The 18,875-nt window shown below is 43.8% G+C and carries 17 protein-coding genes; 12 read left to right on the forward strand and 5 right to left on the reverse strand.

Annotated elements, in window-relative coordinates; all coding sequences use genetic code 11:
• Positions 1 to 60: 60 nt before the first annotated feature.
• The 11 genes from Q8M62_RS02735 (at position 61) to Q8M62_RS02785 (ending at position 10,002) form a co-directional block, all read left to right on the forward strand.
• A complete protein-coding gene (locus tag Q8M62_RS02735; RefSeq protein ID WP_304899143.1) occupies positions 61 to 2,166 on the forward strand; it encodes a penicillin acylase family protein in 2,106 nt (701 codons plus the stop codon).
• Between the two features lie 206 nt (positions 2,167 to 2,372).
• Positions 2,373 to 3,047 carry an N-acetylmuramoyl-L-alanine amidase gene (locus Q8M62_RS02740; protein WP_304899144.1) on the forward strand — a complete coding sequence of 225 codons (675 nt, stop codon included), beginning with the start codon at positions 2,373 to 2,375 and terminating at the stop codon, positions 3,045 to 3,047.
• Positions 3,048 to 3,055: 8 nt separating this feature from the next.
• Positions 3,056 to 4,699, forward strand: a complete 1,644-nt coding sequence (locus tag Q8M62_RS02745) for a glycoside hydrolase family 10 protein (protein WP_304899145.1) — start codon at positions 3,056 to 3,058, stop codon at positions 4,697 to 4,699.
• On the forward strand, positions 4,696 to 5,175 hold the full coding sequence (locus Q8M62_RS02750; protein WP_304899146.1) for a GNAT family N-acetyltransferase: 480 nt from the start codon (positions 4,696 to 4,698) through the stop codon (positions 5,173 to 5,175). Before Q8M62_RS02745 ends, Q8M62_RS02750 begins: the two co-directional genes overlap by 4 nt.
• A complete protein-coding gene (locus tag Q8M62_RS02755; protein WP_304899147.1) occupies positions 5,172 to 6,437 on the forward strand; it encodes an MFS transporter in 1,266 nt (421 codons plus the stop codon). The genes Q8M62_RS02750 and Q8M62_RS02755 overlap by 4 nt, the downstream gene beginning before the upstream one ends.
• A 282-nt stretch (positions 6,438 to 6,719) precedes the next feature.
• Positions 6,720 to 8,219 (forward strand): glycoside hydrolase family 3 protein, encoded by a 1,500-nt coding sequence (locus Q8M62_RS02760; RefSeq protein WP_304899148.1) that lies wholly within the window; start codon positions 6,720 to 6,722, stop codon positions 8,217 to 8,219.
• Positions 8,220 to 8,264: 45 nt separating this feature from the next.
• Positions 8,265 to 8,672: a hypothetical protein gene (locus tag Q8M62_RS02765; RefSeq protein ID WP_304899149.1), complete on the forward strand. Its 408-nt coding sequence runs from the start codon at positions 8,265 to 8,267 to the stop codon at positions 8,670 to 8,672.
• A gap of 231 nt (positions 8,673 to 8,903) precedes the next feature.
• The gene (locus tag Q8M62_RS02770; RefSeq protein ID WP_304899150.1) at positions 8,904 to 9,203 is read left to right on the forward strand and encodes a type II toxin-antitoxin system RelE/ParE family toxin; all 300 of its coding nucleotides are present in this window, start codon (positions 8,904 to 8,906) and stop codon (positions 9,201 to 9,203) included.
• Between the two features lies 1 nt (position 9,204).
• On the forward strand, positions 9,205 to 9,486 hold the full coding sequence (locus tag Q8M62_RS02775; protein WP_304899151.1) for an addiction module antidote protein: 282 nt from the start codon (positions 9,205 to 9,207) through the stop codon (positions 9,484 to 9,486).
• Positions 9,487 to 9,541: 55 nt separating this feature from the next.
• Positions 9,542 to 9,715, forward strand: coding sequence for a hypothetical protein (locus Q8M62_RS02780; RefSeq protein ID WP_304899152.1), 174 nt, complete (start codon positions 9,542 to 9,544; stop codon positions 9,713 to 9,715).
• On the forward strand, positions 9,709 to 10,002 hold the full coding sequence (locus Q8M62_RS02785; RefSeq protein ID WP_304899153.1) for a type II toxin-antitoxin system RelE/ParE family toxin: 294 nt from the start codon (positions 9,709 to 9,711) through the stop codon (positions 10,000 to 10,002). Before Q8M62_RS02780 ends, Q8M62_RS02785 begins: the two co-directional genes overlap by 7 nt.
• 39 nt (positions 10,003 to 10,041) lie before the next feature.
• Here the strand turns inward: Q8M62_RS02785 and Q8M62_RS02790 are convergent, their stop codons facing one another.
• The 3 genes from Q8M62_RS02790 to gndA form a co-directional block, all read right to left on the reverse strand.
• Positions 10,042 to 11,172 carry an aldose epimerase family protein gene (locus tag Q8M62_RS02790; protein ID WP_304899154.1) on the reverse strand — a complete coding sequence of 377 codons (1,131 nt, stop codon included), beginning with the start codon at positions 11,170 to 11,172 and terminating at the stop codon, positions 10,042 to 10,044.
• A gap of 136 nt (positions 11,173 to 11,308) precedes the next feature.
• Positions 11,309 to 12,679, reverse strand: coding sequence for an amidohydrolase family protein (locus tag Q8M62_RS02795; RefSeq protein WP_304899155.1), 1,371 nt, complete (start codon positions 12,677 to 12,679; stop codon positions 11,309 to 11,311).
• A gap of 328 nt (positions 12,680 to 13,007) precedes the next feature.
• Entirely contained in the window at positions 13,008 to 14,903 is a 1,896-nt protein-coding gene (gndA, locus tag Q8M62_RS02800; protein WP_304899156.1) for an NADP-dependent phosphogluconate dehydrogenase, read from the reverse strand.
• A gap of 171 nt (positions 14,904 to 15,074) precedes the next feature.
• Here gndA and Q8M62_RS02805 point away from each other — a divergent pair, with 171 nt between their 5' ends.
• Positions 15,075 to 16,709, forward strand: a complete 1,635-nt coding sequence (locus tag Q8M62_RS02805; RefSeq protein WP_304899157.1) for an ABC-F family ATP-binding cassette domain-containing protein — start codon at positions 15,075 to 15,077, stop codon at positions 16,707 to 16,709.
• A 360-nt stretch (positions 16,710 to 17,069) separates the two neighbouring features.
• Here Q8M62_RS02805 and Q8M62_RS02810 read toward each other — a convergent pair whose 3' ends face one another.
• Both Q8M62_RS02810 and Q8M62_RS02815 read right to left on the reverse strand, forming a co-directional pair.
• Entirely contained in the window at positions 17,070 to 18,365 is a 1,296-nt protein-coding gene (locus tag Q8M62_RS02810) for a TRAP transporter large permease (protein ID WP_305668010.1), read from the reverse strand.
• On the reverse strand, positions 18,365 to 18,856 hold the full coding sequence (locus tag Q8M62_RS02815) for a TRAP transporter small permease (RefSeq protein ID WP_304899159.1): 492 nt from the start codon (positions 18,854 to 18,856) through the stop codon (positions 18,365 to 18,367). The genes Q8M62_RS02810 and Q8M62_RS02815 overlap by 1 nt, the downstream gene beginning before the upstream one ends.
• Between the last annotated feature and the right edge of the window lie 19 nt (positions 18,857 to 18,875).

The raw sequence follows: 18,875 nt of genomic DNA on the forward strand, positions 1-18,875 counted from the left end.
AGCCGACCAAATGGTCGGCTTTTTTATTAATCTTGGTTGGAAAACGAATTTATACCCTCTATGTCAATCAAATTCAGCTCAGGAAATTTTTTATTAATATGCCTTTTGCTTTCAGTTCTACTCCTTTCAGGCTGCAACTTTGTACACAAATCATCTGATTGGGATACTACCCGGGTAGAAATTGCAAGAGATGAGTTTGGGGTACCTCATATTTTTGGCAAAACAGATGCAGATGTTGCTTATGGGCTTGCTTGGGCGCATGCTGAAGATGATTTTGAAACGATTCAAAAAACAGTTTTGGCTGGCAAAGGCTTGGCAGGACGAGTATTTGGAGAAGAAGGCGTAGGAATTGACTTCTTTGTTAACCTGTTGGAAACAAATAAAATAGCGAAAGAAAAATACGATGAAACCTTTTCATCTGAATTCAAAAAAGTCCTGGAAGGCTATGCCGCAGGGCTTAATGATTATGCTTATGCCCACCCCGGACAGGTGCTTTACCAACCTGCTTTTCCAATAAGCCCCAAAGAAATAGCCTCTGCTTATATTCTGTCACTTGCTCAAATGTCAGGTGCCGATCGGGCTGTTCAGGCGATTGTGAGTGGAAAAGTGGAGCTTATTCCTGAAGACCCTCAGCCAAAAGGCTCAAATGCAATCGCTATTCATCCTTCACGTACTGATACAGGCGAAGCTTTCCTGGCCATCAACTCCCATCAACCCTTGGAAGGCCCGGTAGCTTGGTATGAAGCCCATTTACACTCAGATGAAGGATGGAATGCACTGGGAGGACTTTTCCCCGGGGGCGCGATGATTTTCCATGGCGTAAATGAGTACTTAGGTTGGGCGCATACGGTTAACTCACCTGACTTTTTGGATATCTACCAACTGGAAATCAATCCTGAAAATCAGAATAAATATGCTGTCGATGGAGAATGGCTGGAATTGGAAGAAAGGACCGTTTGGCTGAAAGTCAAACTTTGGGATCTGATTACCATACCAGTCCCGAAAAAGGTTTGGAAAAGTATTTATGGTCCTACCCTTGTCACAGAACAAGGCACTTTTGCCATTCGATTGGGCGCTTTGGAGCGGATCGGCGCAGCCGAGCAATGGTGGAAAATGAATAAATCCAAAAATTTTTCAGAATGGAAAACTGCCATGAGCGCCATGCAGCTCAGCAATTTCAACACCGTCTACTCGGATAAATACGATACCATTTTCTACGTCAGCAACGCCCTTTTACCAAAAAGAACACCGGGGTTTGACTATTCCGGCACTGTCCAGGGAAATACTAAAAAGACACTCTGGACCGAATTTCATTCTTTCGCTGACCTTCCCCAACAGGTAAATCCACGCTCAGGCTACCTGTACAATACCAATCATTCGCCATTTAAAGCATCTGCCTATTCTGACAATTTATCGCCTGACCAATACCCTTCTGAAATGGGATTTGACCTTCGGGACAATAATCGATCTACCCGATTTCGAGAGCTGATGCCGGATTTGGGCCAAATCAGTTGGGAGCAGTTTGAGCGAATCAAATTTGACCAATCCTTGCCTTCTGACTTGGCTTTCCGAACAGACATGAAGGCACTTTTCAGCTTGGATGCCTCCCAATTTCCGGATATAGAAAAACAAATCAGTGCTTTGAACAACTGGAACCGAGAAGCAAACATCGAGAGTGAGGGGGCAGCGATTTTTGCGTTCAGCTATTACTATTGGGGAAAAGAGTTTGCAAAGGCAGGAAAAAGCATTGACACCAAATTGACAACAGCAGAGGCTGTAAAAGGAATTCGCGAAGCAAAAGCGCACTTTGAAACCCATTTTGGAAAAGAACTGATTGGCTTAGGGGAATATCAAAAGTTGATACGCGGCGACAAGATTTTACCGATTTGGGGCATCGATGATGTCTTGACCACCATCCGATCCACACCCTGGGAAAATGGAATGCGAAAAGCAACACAAGGTGAGTCCTATATCCTGATGGTCAAGTTTGGGGACGGTCTGCCGATCATCGAATCCATCAATGTCTATGGCGCAAGCAATCGTGCCGACAGCCCGCATTTTGCAGATCAAATGGAGCGGTTTATCAGCCGCGATCTAAAAAAGATGACCTTGGATAAGGAGGAAGTATTAAAAAATGCAAAGCGGGTATATCATCCGGGGGATTAATAATTTCACCCCTTCGGAGTTCTTGGGATTGATAATACGATAGTGATAATTGAATTTGCTATAACAATTTCATCACCCGATAAAAGAATTCTTGGAACCTTGCTTGGATTCGCATTAAACCAAACTTGATTGGCTCCCAAGGTTACATTTTTAGGTTTTCTGCCTAGTTTAGCCTGAAGATTACAGACCTCCCAAACTCTAAAGAAATGCAAATCAAACTCCTCAAGATTTCTTTCATTTTGGCTTTTGCATTACTCCAAATTTCCTGTGCAACAAGTCAATCTACTTTTCGGATTTTCGACAAACCCATCACCTGGAATGCGGAGCGGGAGCAGCTTTCCCTCCAATACCTCAAAGACCGTCATGGACTGGACAAATCTACCGCTACAATCGAGCCTCAAATGGTGGTCGTCCATTGGACGGCTATAAAAACTGTCGAAGTGACTTTTGATGTCTTTAATCCCCCAACTTTGGGAGGTCGAGCGGACTTGACGGGGGCGAGTAATCTGAATGTTTCCAGCCAGTTTTTAATTGACCGGGATGGGACGATTTTCAGACTTTTACCGGACACCACCTTTGCTCGGCACGTAATTGGCTTAAACTATCTGGCAATCGGAATTGAAAACATCGGCGGCGATGATATGCCATTGACCAAAGCCCAACTGAAGGCAAATGAATTATTGATTCGACATCTCAAACGGAAATATCCCATCGACTATGTCATCGGACATCATGAATATCAAAATTTTCAAAATACGAACCTCTGGAAAGAAAATGACCCAAACTACCGAACTGTCAAATCTGACCCGGGAGATAAATTCATGAACCAGCTTCGTAAAAAACTTTCCGATCTCAACCTAAAACCTGTCCCTCAGCTATAATTACCTCAATGAATTCCCTTCTGAAATACCTTTCCCTTTTTCTGATTTCCATTCTTCTTTTTGCAGCATGCAAAACCAAAAAACCTGTCGCTCAATCTCCGAGACCGAGTAGTCCAGCCTCCACATTCCCTTCAAAAACCAGCGAAACGCTACCTTCCAAAACACTACCCCAGCCTGCTGTAGCCCTGAGGCCGCTGGCCTATCGCATGCCGGATATTCCCCGAGAATTCCGCGGCGTATGGATCGCTACTGTAGCCAATATAGACTGGCCGATATCTTCCACTGATCCATGGGAAAAACAAAAACGGGAATTCATTGCACTTCTGGACTACTACAAATCATTGAACTTCAATGCTGTGATTGTTCAGGTTCGTACTGCAGGTGACGCCTTTTATCCAAGCAACCTGGCTCCCTGGTCAAAATATCTAACCGGAAAACAGGCTCAAGCCCCAAAAACCCAAGAAAATCCACTGACTTGGATGATCAAGTCTGCCCATGATCGGGGTCTTGAATTTCACGCCTGGCTCAATCCCTATCGCGCTACCATGACCCTCAATACGGAGGAACTCAGCCCCGAGCATGACTTCAACAAGCATCGAAATTGGATGCTGAAATACGGTAGCAAATGGTATTATGACCCCGGACTTCCTGAGGTGAAAAATCAATTATTGGCGATCATCAATGAAGTGGTTACCAATTACGATGTGGACGCCATTCACTTTGATGATTATTTCTATCCCTATCGGGAACCCAAACAGGAATTTCCAGATAAGGCTTCCTACGACAAATACAAAAAACCTGGGCAATCCCGGGAAGACTGGAGAAGGCAAAATGTGAACGAGTTGATTTTCGCCTTAAATCAAACTATCAAAAGCCAAAAACCCTGGGTGCAATTTGGGATTTCGCCTTTTGGAGTCTGGAGAAATCAGGACAAAGATCCCAAAGGATCTCCTACCCGTGCCGGGCAGACCAATTACGACGATCTTTTTGCAGATGTACTGCTTTGGATGAAAAACGGCTGGATCGATTACCTCATCCCCCAACTCTATTGGAGCATGGAGCACCGATTGGCTTCATACCGTAAACTGGCAGACTGGTGGTCCAACAACAGTTATAACACCAATATTTACATCGGAAACGGCCCGTATAAAATACGAGACGACTCCGATGAGGCTTGGAAAATCCCATCCGAACTCAACACGCAGGTCAATTATGCCCGGACTTTACCTCAGATTCATGGCAACGCATTTTTTTCGGCAAAATCCATCTATGTCAAAAATCAGGATATTGCAGAATTGCTCAAAAAAGAAGTCTACGACAAACCAACCCTGCCTCCTTCCTTTGAACCCAAGTCCGCGGCAATCATCGAAATCCCGGTAGTATATGATGTAAAAACGACAACGGACAAAACTCAAATCAACCTCGAAAAGCCACTTGATCCAGCCATTCGCTATGCAATGGTCCAAGGTGGAAGCGATCTCAATACACTTCATGAAGCCACCATCCATACCGCTTGGGTCGGGGGATCGCGAGTCCGGTATTTAGAAGTACCCAGCCTGAACACTGAGTATTTAGCCATTCGGTGGATTGATCATTACGGAAGAATTGTGCAAACTCAGGTATTCCAAACCCCAAAATCCACCCGCCCATGAAAGACATGCTCGTTCGCCTGATAGAACTTCCCGATGTTTCGGAAATTGAAAAGAAGCTTCTGGAAAAGGAAAAAATTATTTTCCGGAGGGCAATTGCTCCCGAAAAACATTTGGTAAGCGAATGGGTCATGGAGCAGTTTGGAACCTATTGGCAATCGGAAGTAGAAGTTGCTTTTTCGCGGCAGCCGGTATCTTGCTGGATTGCACAGCGAGGAAATCAAATTTTGGGCTTTGCCTGCTACGAAAGTACAGCTCGGAATTTCTTCGGGCCAACTGGCACTTTAGAATCCGAAAGAGGTAAAGGAATTGGAAAAGTTTTATTGATTAAATCTCTATTATCCCTAAAGGAAATGGGCTACGCGTATGCGATCATTGGGGGAGTTGGTCCGGCGGAATTTTATGAAAAAGCCGTGGGCGCAAAAACGATCGATGGCTCTGAAGTCAGTGTTTATGAAAACTTACTGCGTAAAATATGACCCAAACCTCCACGAAAAACCCTTGGTTTTGGGTTCCATCACTTTACCTCACCGAGTCCGTCCCTTATGTCATCATTATTACTGTTTCGGTAATCATGTACAAAAGTCTCGGCGTATCCAATGCCGACATCGGGCTTTACACGTCATTTCTGTATTTGCCTTGGGTGATCAAACCCATCTGGAGCCCGATTTTGGAGCTTTTCGGCAACAAAAAGAAGTGGTTTCTCAGCATGCAGTTGATCTTGGCCCTGGCTTTTTTGGGAGTGGGATTGACCACCGGAACCTCCCATTTCTTCATCATCACGCTCGCCTTTTTTTGGATGGGCGCTTTTGCTTCTGCCACCAATGACATTGCTTCGGATGGCATGTACCTCATTGCGCTGAAGCCTGATCAGCAGAGCTTTTTCGTGGGCATGCGAAGTACATTCTACCGGGTTGGGATGATCACCGGACAGGGATTGATCGTCATTATCGCTGGAAATCTGGAGACTCACTTTGGCGATCCGGCGAAAGCCTGGTCCTGGACGATGATCATTGTAGCAGGATTAATGCTGACGCTAACGCTGGTTAACTATTTCACTACACCAAATGTCATCGAAGAGCGCGTAGCAAGAGCTGATCAACCTAGTTTTGGAAAAGTATTTTCGACCTTTTTCACCAAGAAAAATATTGGGTTGTCACTCGGCTTTGTTCTCCTCTATCGCCTTGGTGAATCTCAACTGGTGAAGATGGCCTCCCCTTTCTTTTTGGATGAACGTACAGAAGGTGGCTTGGGATTAAGTGTGACAGATGTTGGGTTTCTTTATGGTACGCTTGGGGTAATTTCACTTTTGGCAGGAGGGATTTTGGGAGGAATTTTGATTTCCCGAGACGGACTGGGCAAGTGGATGATGCCTATGGTGATAGCGATTAATGTCCCGAATATTGGATACGTTTTTCTCGCGTGGCTTCAACCCGAAAGTATGGTATTTGCCGGAGGGGTGGTCTTGATTGAGCAACTGGGTTATGGATTTGGCTTTGCTGCATACATGGTCTTCTTGATTTATTTGGCTGAAGGACTTTTCAAAACTGCCCATTATGCGCTTGCCACCGGATTTATGGCCATGGGAATGATGCTACCGGGAATGCTGAGTGGCTACATGCAGCAGTGGTTGGGCTATCCGGGATTCTTTGTTTGGGTGGTCTTAGCAACGATTCCGGGATTTGTGATGGCTTATTTGGTGAAGTATCCGAGGGAATTTGGCAGGAAGTTAGAAAGCTAAAGTGAGAATTTTAAAACTTCGACATTCGATGTTCAGCATTCGATATTCGAAATTTTAATAATGAATATCGAACGCTGAATAAGATATAGGAAAGTGCAACTCGCAGCCGAAGTTCGTGTCTCCACGAACTTCAATAAAATATAGTAAAACACAGAAGTGAAGATACTTCTGTTGGCAATCTCGTTCCACATTCGATATTGAGCGTTCATAATTAGATATTTTTCAAATAATGAATGTCGAACGCCGAATAATGAATAGCGAAGTGAAAATCGACAAGACAAAATGAATAGGAAACAAAAAATCGCCCAATGCTTCTCTCCTGCGGCGTTTATTCACGATACCGAGGAAAACCACCAAGCCATTGAAAAGCTGATTCAAGAGCAGGAAATCGGAGGTTTGACTTTTTTTCACAGCCGGCATTCAGCCGCAGCCAACTTTGAAAAACGGGCTGAAGTTCTCGAAGTCACTGGGACTTTTGAGAAAATGATCGGGCTGATCAACCGTTACCAAACAATTTCCAAGGTCCCACTTCTAATAAGTATCGACGGGGAATATGGCTTGGCGATGCGGGTTGAGAAAACACCACAATATCCTTTTGCGATTACCCTTGGCGCATTAAAAAATGATGCTGAAACGCAGATCAAAGAAGTCGGCTATCGAATGGGATTTGATATGAAGCGCTCCGGTATTCACCTGAATTTAGCTCCTTGTGCAGATGTGAATACCAATCCAAATAATCCTGTGATCGGTTATCGTTCTTTTGGAAATCAAGCCAAAAACGTTGCGAAGCTTTCATTTGCTGCCTATACTGGAATGAAAAAGGCAGGAATAGGAGCTTGTCTGAAACATTTTCCCGGACACGGAGACACCGAGGTGGACTCACACTTGGGCTTACCGATTTTAAATAAAACCAAAGCCGAACTCCAAACTGAAGAACTTTTCCCCTTCCAATATGGAATTGATCGCGGAGTGGAAATGATCATGGTAGGACACTTAGCCGTGCCTGCACTGACCGGAGGAAAAGACATTCCCGCCAGCATCAGTCGGGAGTTGATTACCGATTTGCTGAAGGGAGAAATGGGTTTCAAAGGCCTCGTGATCTCCGATGCGCTGAATATGAAAGCTGTAGCAAACCTATTTCCCGAACCTGGAGACTTGGAATGGGAGGCTTTCCTTGCCGGAAATGACATTCTTTGTTTTTCAGATCATGTAAAAGAAGGGATCGAAAAAATCGCTCAAAACAGCTCAGATGCAGAAGTGCATGCCGTCTTTGAAAAAGTGATGGATTTGAAAAAGCGCTTGGAAGTGTTGGAAACTAGGCCAATTGATGTTCCAACTTTTGATTGGGAACGTCATTCCAAACTACAAAAGGACTTGGCGGAGAATTATATTTCGGTGATTTCGGGTGAAATCAAACCCAAAGAACTTCAAGCCTTGGCAGAAGGAGGAAAGTTGGGTTACCAGGAGTTTTTTACTTCGGGAAAAAGTCATTTTGCTCAAAAATTGGAGATCCCATTTGCATCGGTGGAACAAGCGGAAAAAGTAATCCTGACGGTGTTTGTCCCAAGTCACAAGCCCTTGAATCAGTTTGGAATGGAGCAAACTGTGCTAGATGAAATTAAGGAATTGGCTAAAAGTAAACCTTGTTTTTTGATCCATTTTGGAAATCCATTGGCCCTAAAGCATTTGGGAAATCCAAGTGATTTCGAAGCGGTGATTTGTGGGTATCAGGGATTTGAAGAGGTGCAGGAGCTGGTAGCCAAACTTTTTTTCGAATGCTAATCTATTGTAAATCCTTTTTATTTTTAGAATCTTAGAAATCTCCTTATGAATAACACTCCAAAATACCGATCACCGGATGGTAAACATAAACTGAGTTTTATTTTAGAGGGCGACATAAGATTTGGGCCTTCATACTATATTCTTGAATTAAACGGAAAACCAATTAAAAATCGAATTTTTGGATTTGTCAACCTTTGGCATCCAGAGTCAAAGTATTTGGCATTGCAGGAATGGCTTACAACTGATTATCAAGAAGGGCCGATTACTTCCCTAACTATTGTTGATTTAAAAGAAATGCGAATTTCGAAGATTTCTACTATACGTAAAGGATTTATATCTCCAATAAATTTTGAAGAAGATGTCATTATCTATGAAAAGGCTTATTCTTTTGGTCAAAAAGGAGAGTTTGAAATGGATTTAAGAACTGTTATGAATTGGAAAAAAATAATCTAATTGAATTGAAAAAAAACAAAACGCTGCAAAAGCCACAAAACTCTTGGGTTCTTTGTTTACTTCTCCATAGAGAATCAGTATTTGATGTTGTGAGTGTACTTTTCATGGATTCAGAATTGAGCTAGGCAAGTTGTAAGAATTTGTGCAATCTGGACAGTTTGAATTAATAGAACCTTAAACAGAAAAAGGCTAAGGCATTTTACTTTTGTATCCAAGTGATTACATTTACGTATGTTTCTTCTGGAGAAAACCTCAGAATTCGACAAGTGGCTTAAAAAACTGAATGACAGAAAAGCCAAGGCTAAAATATTGCTGAGATTACAAAGAATTGAATCTGGCAATCTCGGAGACGTTAGCTCAGTGGGCGATGGAATTGAAGAAATGCGGGTTCACTTTGGACCGGGTTATAGAGTATACTTCAAGAAACAAGGGGATAAACTGATTTTACTACTAATTGGTGGAGACAAAAGCACTCAAGATTCTGACATAAAAAAAGCAAAGGCCCTCTGGAATCAATACAAAGAAAACTAATATGAATACCTCAAAATTTGACATTTCCGAATACCTCGATGATGTGGAAATGGTTCAGGAATACTTGAATACCGTACTCGAAGAAGGAAATGCCCAAGAAATCATCGTTGCGCTTGGCCATGTGGCAAAGGCGATAGGAATGTCCCGCATCGCTGACCAAACCGGACTCAGCCGTCCAAGCCTGTACAAAGCCCTCTCCCCAGACTCCAAACCTCAGTTTGAAACCATTCTAAAAGTAATCCGAGCGATTGGAGAGAATTTGCAGTTGAAGCCAATCTTGTAAAATTTTCACACCCTATTCTGAAAGACCTTTCTCAGAATAATTCGTAAATTCCTGTATGGAAAAGAAAAAAGCATTGGAGGCTATTCAGGAAATGCCTGAAAACTTTGACTTGGAAGTTTTGATAGAACGCTTGATTTTCATAGAAAAAGTTGAAAAAGGCCTTGAACAGGTAAATGAAGGGAAAGTTATTTCCCATGAGGAGTTGAAAAATTTAGCTCAGAAATGGTAAACATTTTTTGGTCTGATTTAGCAGTCCAAGATCTTAAAACCATTCATTCTTATATCAAAGAGGGTTCTAAATTTTATGCAGATCAACAAGTCCAGAAATTGATCAAAAGGGTTGATCAACTTGAAAATTTTCCCGAATCAGGAAGAATAGTTCCTGAATTTTCAATATCTCAAATCCGAGAATTAACAGAAGGGAATTACCGAATTGTTTATTACCTCGATTTGGATTCAGTTTTTATAATGAGAGTACATCATTCAGCCCTGCTTCTACGGTTTATTAAAGATTAAACCCTCCAAGGGCTTTAAGTCCCTTGGAGGGATTCTTTTTTACTTCTCTACCGAAAAGCGATACTCAATATTATGCGTGTACTTCTCTCCTGGATTTAGAATTGGGCTGGGGAAGTTGTCGTGATTGATGGCGTCAGGCCAGTTTTGGGACTCCAGACAAAAGCCCCAATGTTTGTCATAGATTTTTCCATCCGCTCCGGCAAAGTTGGAAATAAAGTTGCCGGTATAGAACTGCACGCCCATGTTGTCCGAGTACATATCCATCACACGACCACTTTCGGCATGACGCACTTTGACGAAATGCTTCATGTCCGATGATTTTTCCATTTTCATCACCATGTTGTGATCAAATCCGCCTGCATTGGCAGCAATTTGATCTCCCAAGATCTTAGGAGTTCGGAAATCAAATGGTGTTCCCGTCACATCTTTCACCTCTCCTATTGGTATCAACTCATCATCTACCGGCGTATATGCATCCGCCCAAAATTGAAATTCATGATCCTGCACATCTCTTTTCGCTCCGCCTAGATTAAAGTAGGTGTGGTTGGTCAGGTTGAGGATTGTCTTTTTATCAGTTGTGGCCTCAAATCGGATTCGAAGAACATTATCAGTAGTGAGTTCCATCCAAAGCGTAGATTCTAAATTACCCGGATATCCCTCTTCGCCATCCACACTGAGGTAAGTCATTTTGACTCCGACTACAGAGTCGTTGGAGTAGGTCTCCGGAGTCCACACTTTTTTGTTGAACCCTTCTACTCCCCCGTGTAGGTGATTATCCCCGTTGGTTTTGGCGAGGGTGTACTCAGTGCCATCAAGGTTGAATTTGGCATCAGCAATTCGGTTGGCTACTCGACCCGCAGTTGCTCCAAAAAAAGGATTTGGCTTGGTGAGGAACTCCGAAATGCTATCCAAAGTCAGGGTAATATTTTCAAGATTGCCATTTTTATCTGGAGCGATGATTTTGGAGATGAGTCCGCCATAGTTTGACATTTCCACCTGCATGGTTCCGTTGTCGAGGACGTAATGGAATACGGGTTGGCCTTTGTGCTCAGCCACTTGTTCAGCTTTGATCATTAGATTGATTTCTTCTTTAATAGGTTTTTGGTTTTGGGAACAGGAAATAGCCAACAAAGCGGTCAGCGAAATTCCTAAAAGGTTTTGGTATTTCATGGTTTTGGGTTGGAAAGTTGTAATGTGAGAAGGTTGGAAAGTAGGAAAGTAGGAAAGTACATCAAGTCTATTTGGCCACTCGAAATCATACTTCGTATTTCAAGCCTCGTATTTCTAATTTCGTACTTCGCACTTTCTATTGTCTTATATACTTTTGACGAATCAGATTTATCTGCAGCTGAAGTTCGTCCCGCTGCATGAACTTCCCTCCGATCATAATTGCCTGTGGCTTCTCCAATGTAGTCAGATCTTCAAGCGGATTTTTTTGAACCATCACAAACTCTGCCGCGGCACCGGGCTTCAATACTCCCCACTCTCCTCCTTGCTCATAGTATTCAGCACAATTCACCGATCCGGTTTTTAAAATTTCATAGTTTGACATCCCGGCATCGGACATGGATTCGATTTCCCGGTGAATGGAAAATCCCGGCACATTGAAAACCTGTGGGGAATCCGAACTCATCAGCATGGGAACACCTGCTTGATGAAGTTCCAGAAAAAGAGCCTTACGAAAATCAAGGTAAGGTTTCACTTTCTCCTCTGCCAAAACACCGCTACTTTCCAACTGAGTCTTGGTATTAAACCATTGCGTCACGAGCTGACCTGGCAAGTAGAACATTTCCGGTTGCTGACGCAATTCGTAGGCAGGCTGATATCCAAAATATCGCTCAAATAGTGTCATGGTGGGCGCGACATACGCTTTGTTGTCCAATGTCATTTTGATCAATCCCGGCAAAAGATTTTTATCTACTTCACCTACCGAAAGCATATTGAATGGTCCTGATTTGGTTGGGTCAAGTTTACTCTTATCGGTGATCATCGCTTCGAGGTAGCCATCGATATGCTCCACAGATCGGTAGCCGTTGGTCAATGAAGTCACCAAGCCCACATCCATCGACACGTGACCTCCATAGAAAATACCTATCTTTTTAGCTTCGTCAGCTATGGCCAAAAATTTTGGAGTATCCAATCCGGGATGAAGCTTGAGATGATCGTAGCCGGCAGCTTTTTGCGCTCTAACCATCGCTCGTCCTGCTTCGGGGTCAGTGACAGAGGTGCCGTTAAGCGAAGGACCTGAGACAAACATCCGAGGGCCTTTGATTTCACCACTTTCAACTCTAGCCTTCAATGCCAAATGCGATTCATGCCCCAACATACTTCGAATTCTCAGCACCCCATTTGCCAGGTACAGCCATAACACTTCCTCCTGAAATTCGGGACCAAACTGTTCAGGGGGTGGAATATGCGCATGAAACTCAGCCAAACCCGGAAAAATATACATTCCCCGTCCGTCCAAAGTGCGAATTCCAGCAACGCTGATTTCTTCTTCGGGAGCAATTTCCATAATGACTCCATCCTTCACGTAGATCGAGTGATCCTCCAACACCATATCATTTTCCATGGTGATGATGTTGACATGATTGATCAGTAGCTCTTGGGAAAAAAGAAGAGAACTGCTGAAAAAGCTCATAAAAAAGAGCCAAAACAGAATTTTAGCGGTTTTCATATCGATCAGGGTTAGGTTGGTCACATAATTTCGGCCTTTCCCTTTTGCAAACCTATCCGATGATGGAAAATTTTGATTTCACCACAGAGAGCGGGAGGATTTTTGTGAAAGGTTAGTGGTGAGTGGTAAAAAGTAAATGGTGAAATCAGTGAAGATCTGTGGCATCTGTGAGCAATTCTTGCTACAAAGACACGATAGCCCTGAGAGTAACTTGTAAATGGTAATTGGTGAAAAGTAAGCGGTAAATCTGTGCTTATCTGAGCCATCTGTGAGAAATAAAAAAAGGACTGAATCTCTCCAGCCCCTCGTAATTCATATTTCGTAAATCTTAACTCCACTCCGTGTGGTAAAACTTCCCGCTGGGATCGTCTTTCCGCTGATAGGTATGCGCTCCGAAGTAGTCCCGCTGCGCCTGAATGACAGATGCGCTGGATTCGGCAGTGATTCTCCCCAAGAGATAATTAATTCCGGCACTCATCACCGGCAGTGCAAACCCGTGAGTCAGTCCCAACCCAACCAATTCCGCCAAAGGCTTTCTTCCGGAGATCACCTGATCTTTAACCCCCGTCATTTCGAAAAACGGCTTGATATCCGCATAATTCACTGAAATCGTCTCCATCAAGCCCGAACGGATGATACAACCATTGGTCCAGATTCTTGAAATCTCATTGAAGTTCAAGTCCCAATTTTTGGCATCAGAAACAGTTTTCATCAATCGGAATCCCACCTCGTGGTTGATGATCCGGGACAAAGAATACGCCGCTTTGATTTTGGGAAGCCATTCTTCGAGCGAACCCTCCACTTTTACAAACTCATGTTGGAAGGTTTTGGAGAAAGCTACCCGCATTACCTTTTCTCCGGAAACCCCGCGTGCATTCACCGATTCCGCCAAAGGACTGTATGGAATTCCGTATTCCAATGCTGTAGTCAATGACCAGGCTCCGGTTCCTTTTTGGCCAGCCTGATCCAGGATTTTATCCAAAAGCAACTCTCCGTTTTCCTTAAAAAGAAGCAGATCAGCGGTGATTTCAAGCAGGAAGGACTTGAGCTCTCCCTTTCCCCATTCGCTGAAAATCTCAGAAACTTGCTCAGGCGTACAACCAAATCCAAATCTCAACAAGTGCGTCAATTCCGCCAAAACCTGCATTTCTCCATATTCTATGGAATTGTGTACCATTTTAATAAAGTGGCCCGACCCGCCCGGCCCTACGTACGTCACGCAGGGTTTGCCGTTTTTATCTTTAGCAGAAATTCTCCCCAAGAAATCGGCCACCATTGCATAGCCCTCGGCATTTCCTCCGGGCATGATGGAAGGACCTTTTCGAGCGCCTTCTTCACCACCCGATACGCCCATTGGCAGGAAATGCATCCCTACTTCTTTCAGTCGGTTTACGCGTCGATCCGAGTCGAGGTAAAAAGAATTACCTCCATCAATGACCAAGTCATCTTTTTCAAGAATTGGAATCAAAGTATCCAACTGCGCGTCAATCGCAGCGCCTGCAGGAATCATCATCAAAATCCGCCGTGGCTTTTCGAGTGAATCCACAAATTTTTGCAAGTCCTCAAATGCCAACATATTGGAAAATTCAGGATTTTCATCGACTACTTTCTGAGCGATTCCTTCCTCTTTTCCAGCTACAAATCGGTTGTAAAGTGATACGGGAACGCCTTTTTCAGCTAAATTCAGCGCAAGGCTTTTGCCCATCACGCCCATTCCGATCACGCCCATTTTCATGTTCATAGGTTGAGTTTTTAGGTAATTAAGAGACTCCTCGAGCAATTCTTCGGGAGTCCCGGAAATATCAAGTTCGAATCCGGTCTGTGGTTTTTCCCAAGTGGCAATCTGAGAATCCAGCATTCCGGCCTTCATGTAATGGTTTTTTCGCGCCAGCATCCGCTCCCAAATCAGCTCTCGCGATCCAATCAGGTGAATCCATCGAAGATTTTCTGAAACGTTGAGCTTTTCCCGGTACGGATTTTTCAAAGCAGAACAAGCCAACACGGCACCACCTTCAAGCTCCGAAGCTACCAATCGATCCGCCAAAGCCTGAAGCCAGGGAACTCGATCTTCATCATTGAGGGGATGACCTGCACTCATTTTGGCGATATTTTCCGCAGAATGAAAATGATCCGCGTCGAAAAAAGGTAGTTTGAGCCTTTCGGCCAATAGCGATCCCAAGGTGGTTTTACCCGTTCCCGAGACACCGGTGACAATTACAAGCATGGGGCGAAGTTAAGTTTTAAAGTCCATTGTCCATAGTCTATAGACCATAGTTGGAAGAAAATCTGAGTCTATAAGCTATGGTCTATGGACTATAGGCTATCAGCTAATTTCCCAATCTTCAAATTTTTCAATCTTCAATTTCCTACCTTTGCATCTTCAATTCCAAGATTCATGATTTCAGTTGACAATGTGACCGTCATGCACGGCGGCACTCCGCTTTTTAGCAATATTTCCTTTGCCATCAATGATACCGACAAAATTGCCTTGATGGGTAAAAATGGCGCAGGTAAATCCACCCTTCTTAAGATCATCGCAGGTCAAAGCAAGCCTTCTTCGGGGTCTGTTTCTGCTCCCAAAGGATTTGTCGTGGCCTATCTTCCACAACACTTGTTGACTTCGGACGATTGCTCGGTGATGGAAGAGACGGCAAAAGCCTTCGCAAGCTATCTGGACATGAAGGCCGAAATCGAGAAAATCAACGAAGAACTTACCGTCAGAACAGACTATGAATCGGACAACTATTACAAGTTGATCGAACGTGTCTCCGAACTCAGCGAGAAGTTTTACGCCATCGAAGAGGTGAATTATGAAGCGGAAGTAGAGAAAGTTCTGCTTGGATTGGGCTTCGAACGGGCAGATTTCACGCGTTCGACTTCGGAATTTTCTGGAGGATGGAGAATGCGAATTGAGTTGGCTAAAATTCTTTTGCAAAAACCTGATCTGATCCTGCTGGATGAACCAACCAACCATTTGGACATCGAATCCATTCAGTGGTTGGAGGAATTTTTGATGACTAAGGCCAAAGCTGTAGTGGTAATATCTCACGACAGGGCTTTTGTAGACAACATTACGACCCGTACCATTGAAGTCACAATGGGCAGGATATACGACTACAAAGCCAAGTACAGTCATTATCTGGAGCTTCGAAAAGAACGTCGCGAGCAGCAACAGAAACACTACGAGGATCAACAGCGAACCATCGCAGATATTCAGGAATTTATCGACCGCTTCAAGGGCACTTATTCCAAGACATTACAGGTTCAGTCTCGTGTGAAAATGCTGGAGAAAATGGAGCTCATCGAAGTGGACGAGGTAGACAGTTCTGCTTTGAAACTCCGATTTCCTCCATCCCCGAGATCGGGAAATTACCCGGTAATCGTGGACGACATGAGCAAAAGCTATGGAGACCATGTGGTTTTCAAAAATTCATCCATGACCATTGAACGTGGGCAGAAAGTAGCTTTTGTCGGAAAAAACGGAGAAGGTAAGTCGACTATGATGAAAGCCATCATGGGTCAGATTGAATTTCAGGGTAAATGTGAACTCGGCCACAATGCCATGATTGGGTATTTTGCTCAAAATCAAGCATCACTTTTGGATGAAAGCTTAACCATATTTGAAACAATCGATCAGATTGCGGTCGGTGAAATCAGAACAAAAGTGAAGGACCTATTGGGAGCGTTCATGTTTAAAGGAGACGAAATCAACAAAAAGGTGAAGGTACTTTCCGGCGGAGAAAAAACACGCTTGGCGATGATCAAATTATTGCTTGAGCCGGTCAACCTGCTGATTCTCGATGAACCGACCAACCATTTGGACATGAAAACCAAGGACATTATCAAAGATGCCTTGAAGGCATTTGATGGCACCTTGGTGATCGTTTCCCACGACCGGGACTTCTTGGATGGTTTGGTGACCAAAGTTTTTGAATTTGGGAATAAGCGGGTCAAGGAACATTTCGAAGACATCAACGGCTTCCTGAGAAATAAGAAACTGGAGAATCTGCGAGAAGTGGAAAGAAAGTAATCAGTATTCAGTCGCAGTAGGCAGAACGATGACCTTTGAGGTTTTTTTTCAAACCTCGAAGGTCTTCAATGTCGAAAGCTTCCGATTGAAAAGGCGAGTTTCATGCTTTATAAAAGCAAAAATCCGAAGTTATCAGCTTCGGATTTTTGCTTTTCTCAGAAAACTCATCAGAAATTTTAATTCCGTAAATAGCACTCTAGATTTATTTGGACTTTGGAAAGCCTGCGAGAACCCTCTCCTTACGCTACTAAAATTCCTACTGCACCCATTAATTGCGATTCGATTTCAAAATAAAATTGCTGTCCAAGTGGGAGTTGAGTTTAATTCTAGTGTCTTGCATCTTGTGTCTTTAGTCTCACTTTACAACCCAAATTGTCTCGGCAACCATAGCGTAATCTCCGGAAACAGCATAATCAAGATCAAAGCAAGAATCATTGCCAAGAAGAACGGCAGGAGTGGTTTGATTACTTTTTGAATAGTCGTCTGTGCAATACCCACACCAATAAAAAGAATCGACCCTACCGGCGGCGTACACAAGCCAATACAAAGGTTAAGTACCATCATAATCCCAAAATGAACCGGATCCACACCGAGATTGGTCACTACAGGCAGAAATATCGGAGTGAAGATCAATACTGCCGGGGTCATATCCATGAATACACCCACAAACAACAGCAGGATATTTATCAGTATCAGGATCACGATGATATTATCACTGAGCGAGAGCATGGCATTGCTGATGCGCTGAGGAATTTCCTCACTGGACATCACCCAAGACATAGCCATAGAAGTAGCAATCAAAAGCATGACCACAGCAGTAGTTTCAGCTGATTTAAGCAAGACGGACGGGAGGTCCTTCCATCCGATTTCTCGATAAATCAAGGTGAGAACTAAGCTATAGACTACTGCAATCGCCGATGCTTCAGTTGCGGTGAAGACTCCTCCAATGATCCCCCCAATCACTACAATCAGGAGGAAAAGACTTGGAACTGCCCGCCAAAACGTAGTCAGAACCAACTTAAGGGAAGAAACTTCTCCGGCAGGAAGTTTTTTGATTTTGACCATAATCGCAGCCGTGATCATCAGCAGCAATCCCACCAAAAATCCCGGTAAATACCCCGCCACAAACAAAGCCGCAACGGAAACCCCTCCTGATGCCAAAGAATAAACGATCAACACATTGGATGGGGGAATGATCAATCCCGTCGTGGAAGAAGTAATGTTTACGGCCGCGCCCAACTCTTTGGGATAGCCTTCTTTTTCCATTCTTTTACCCAAAATCCCACCCATAGAGGATGCTGCCGCCACCGCAGATCCCGCAATGGCCCCCATCAGCATCGCCGCAACGATATTGACATGAAGCAAGCCACCCGGAAGTCGACCCGTGAGTGCTTTTGCAAATTCTATCAATCGATTGGCTATACCTCCGCGGTTCATCAGCTCTCCTGCTAGGATGAAAAATGGGATTGCAAGCAAAGAGAAGCTGTCCAAACCCGTCCCCATCCGCTGAGCTACAGTAGTAATTGCAGGCATGGTAGCCACGGTGACCATCAAGGTCAACATGCTGGAAAGTCCAAGACTCCAAGCTACCGGAACCCCTATCCCAAGAAAAAATATAAAGGATAAAACGAGTACTAATATGCTTATCACTTCCATTATTCGGCTGATTTTAAAGATTGAGTCAAATGAACAATGGTAAACGCTTGATAATAACAAACCAAAATTCCGCTAAATGGAATGATGCCATACACATAGGCCAAAGGAATCTGAAGTGTCGCAGATTTTTGTCCCAAAATGAATGTAATGTAAACCAAATTTGAGCCCCCGATGACCATCACTGTCAAAGCGAAAATCATAACCAAAAGGCTGACCAAGATCAGTACTTTCTTCTGAAGCTTTTCTCTGAGGCTATTTAGGACAATATCGATGGCGAGGTGTTCGTTTTTCCCGGCTACATAGGCCGCACCGAGCATCCCCACCCAAATCAACATGTATCGGGAAAGTTCATCCGTAAATGAGCTCGGATCTTTGAAAACGTAGCGGGAAGTCACTTGCCAAGTCACATTCAGTACCATTAGGGCCATCAGGATGACCAGCATATTGGCGATCAACTGATCCAGTTTGGATTTTGCGTAGTTGGAAAACATTTTCGCTTCAGGGTTTTGG

It is taken from the genome of Algoriphagus sp. (genome assembly GCF_030694375.1).
GTDB lineage: Bacteria > Bacteroidota > Bacteroidia > Cytophagales > Cyclobacteriaceae > Algoriphagus.

What these genes read in the sequence shown, in the direction of transcription:
- gndA (WP_304899156.1), bottom strand. Translation starts at nt 14,903, where the DNA reads ATGCTTGTAATTGTCACCGGTGTCTCGGGAACGGGTAAAACCACCTTG.
- Q8M62_RS02765 (WP_304899149.1), top strand. Translation starts at nt 8,265, where the DNA reads ATGAATAACACTCCAAAATACCGATCACCGGATGGTAAACATAAACTG.
- Q8M62_RS02775 (WP_304899151.1), top strand. Translation starts at nt 9,205, where the DNA reads ATGAATACCTCAAAATTTGACATTTCCGAATACCTCGATGATGTGGAA.
- Q8M62_RS02795 (WP_304899155.1), bottom strand. Translation starts at nt 12,679, where the DNA reads ATGAAAACCGCTAAAATTCTGTTTTGGCTCTTTTTTATGAGCTTTTTC.
- Q8M62_RS02790 (WP_304899154.1), bottom strand. Translation starts at nt 11,172, where the DNA reads ATGAAATACCAAAACCTTTTAGGAATTTCGCTGACCGCTTTGTTGGCT.
- Q8M62_RS02810 (WP_305668010.1), bottom strand. Translation starts at nt 18,365, where the DNA reads ATGGAAGTGATAAGCATATTAGTACTCGTTTTATCCTTTATATTTTTT.
- Q8M62_RS02785 (WP_304899153.1), top strand. Translation starts at nt 9,709, where the DNA reads ATGGTAAACATTTTTTGGTCTGATTTAGCAGTCCAAGATCTTAAAACC.
- Q8M62_RS02750 (WP_304899146.1), top strand. Translation starts at nt 4,696, where the DNA reads ATGAAAGACATGCTCGTTCGCCTGATAGAACTTCCCGATGTTTCGGAA.
- Q8M62_RS02770 (WP_304899150.1), top strand. Translation starts at nt 8,904, where the DNA reads ATGTTTCTTCTGGAGAAAACCTCAGAATTCGACAAGTGGCTTAAAAAA.
- Q8M62_RS02805 (WP_304899157.1), top strand. Translation starts at nt 15,075, where the DNA reads ATGATTTCAGTTGACAATGTGACCGTCATGCACGGCGGCACTCCGCTT.
- Q8M62_RS02780 (WP_304899152.1), top strand. Translation starts at nt 9,542, where the DNA reads ATGGAAAAGAAAAAAGCATTGGAGGCTATTCAGGAAATGCCTGAAAAC.
- Q8M62_RS02755 (WP_304899147.1), top strand. Translation starts at nt 5,172, where the DNA reads ATGACCCAAACCTCCACGAAAAACCCTTGGTTTTGGGTTCCATCACTT.
- Q8M62_RS02735 (WP_304899143.1), top strand. Translation starts at nt 61, where the DNA reads ATGTCAATCAAATTCAGCTCAGGAAATTTTTTATTAATATGCCTTTTG.
- Q8M62_RS02745 (WP_304899145.1), top strand. Translation starts at nt 3,056, where the DNA reads ATGAATTCCCTTCTGAAATACCTTTCCCTTTTTCTGATTTCCATTCTT.
- Q8M62_RS02815 (WP_304899159.1), bottom strand. Translation starts at nt 18,856, where the DNA reads ATGTTTTCCAACTACGCAAAATCCAAACTGGATCAGTTGATCGCCAAT.
- Q8M62_RS02740 (WP_304899144.1), top strand. Translation starts at nt 2,373, where the DNA reads ATGCAAATCAAACTCCTCAAGATTTCTTTCATTTTGGCTTTTGCATTA.
- Q8M62_RS02760 (WP_304899148.1), top strand. Translation starts at nt 6,720, where the DNA reads ATGAATAGGAAACAAAAAATCGCCCAATGCTTCTCTCCTGCGGCGTTT.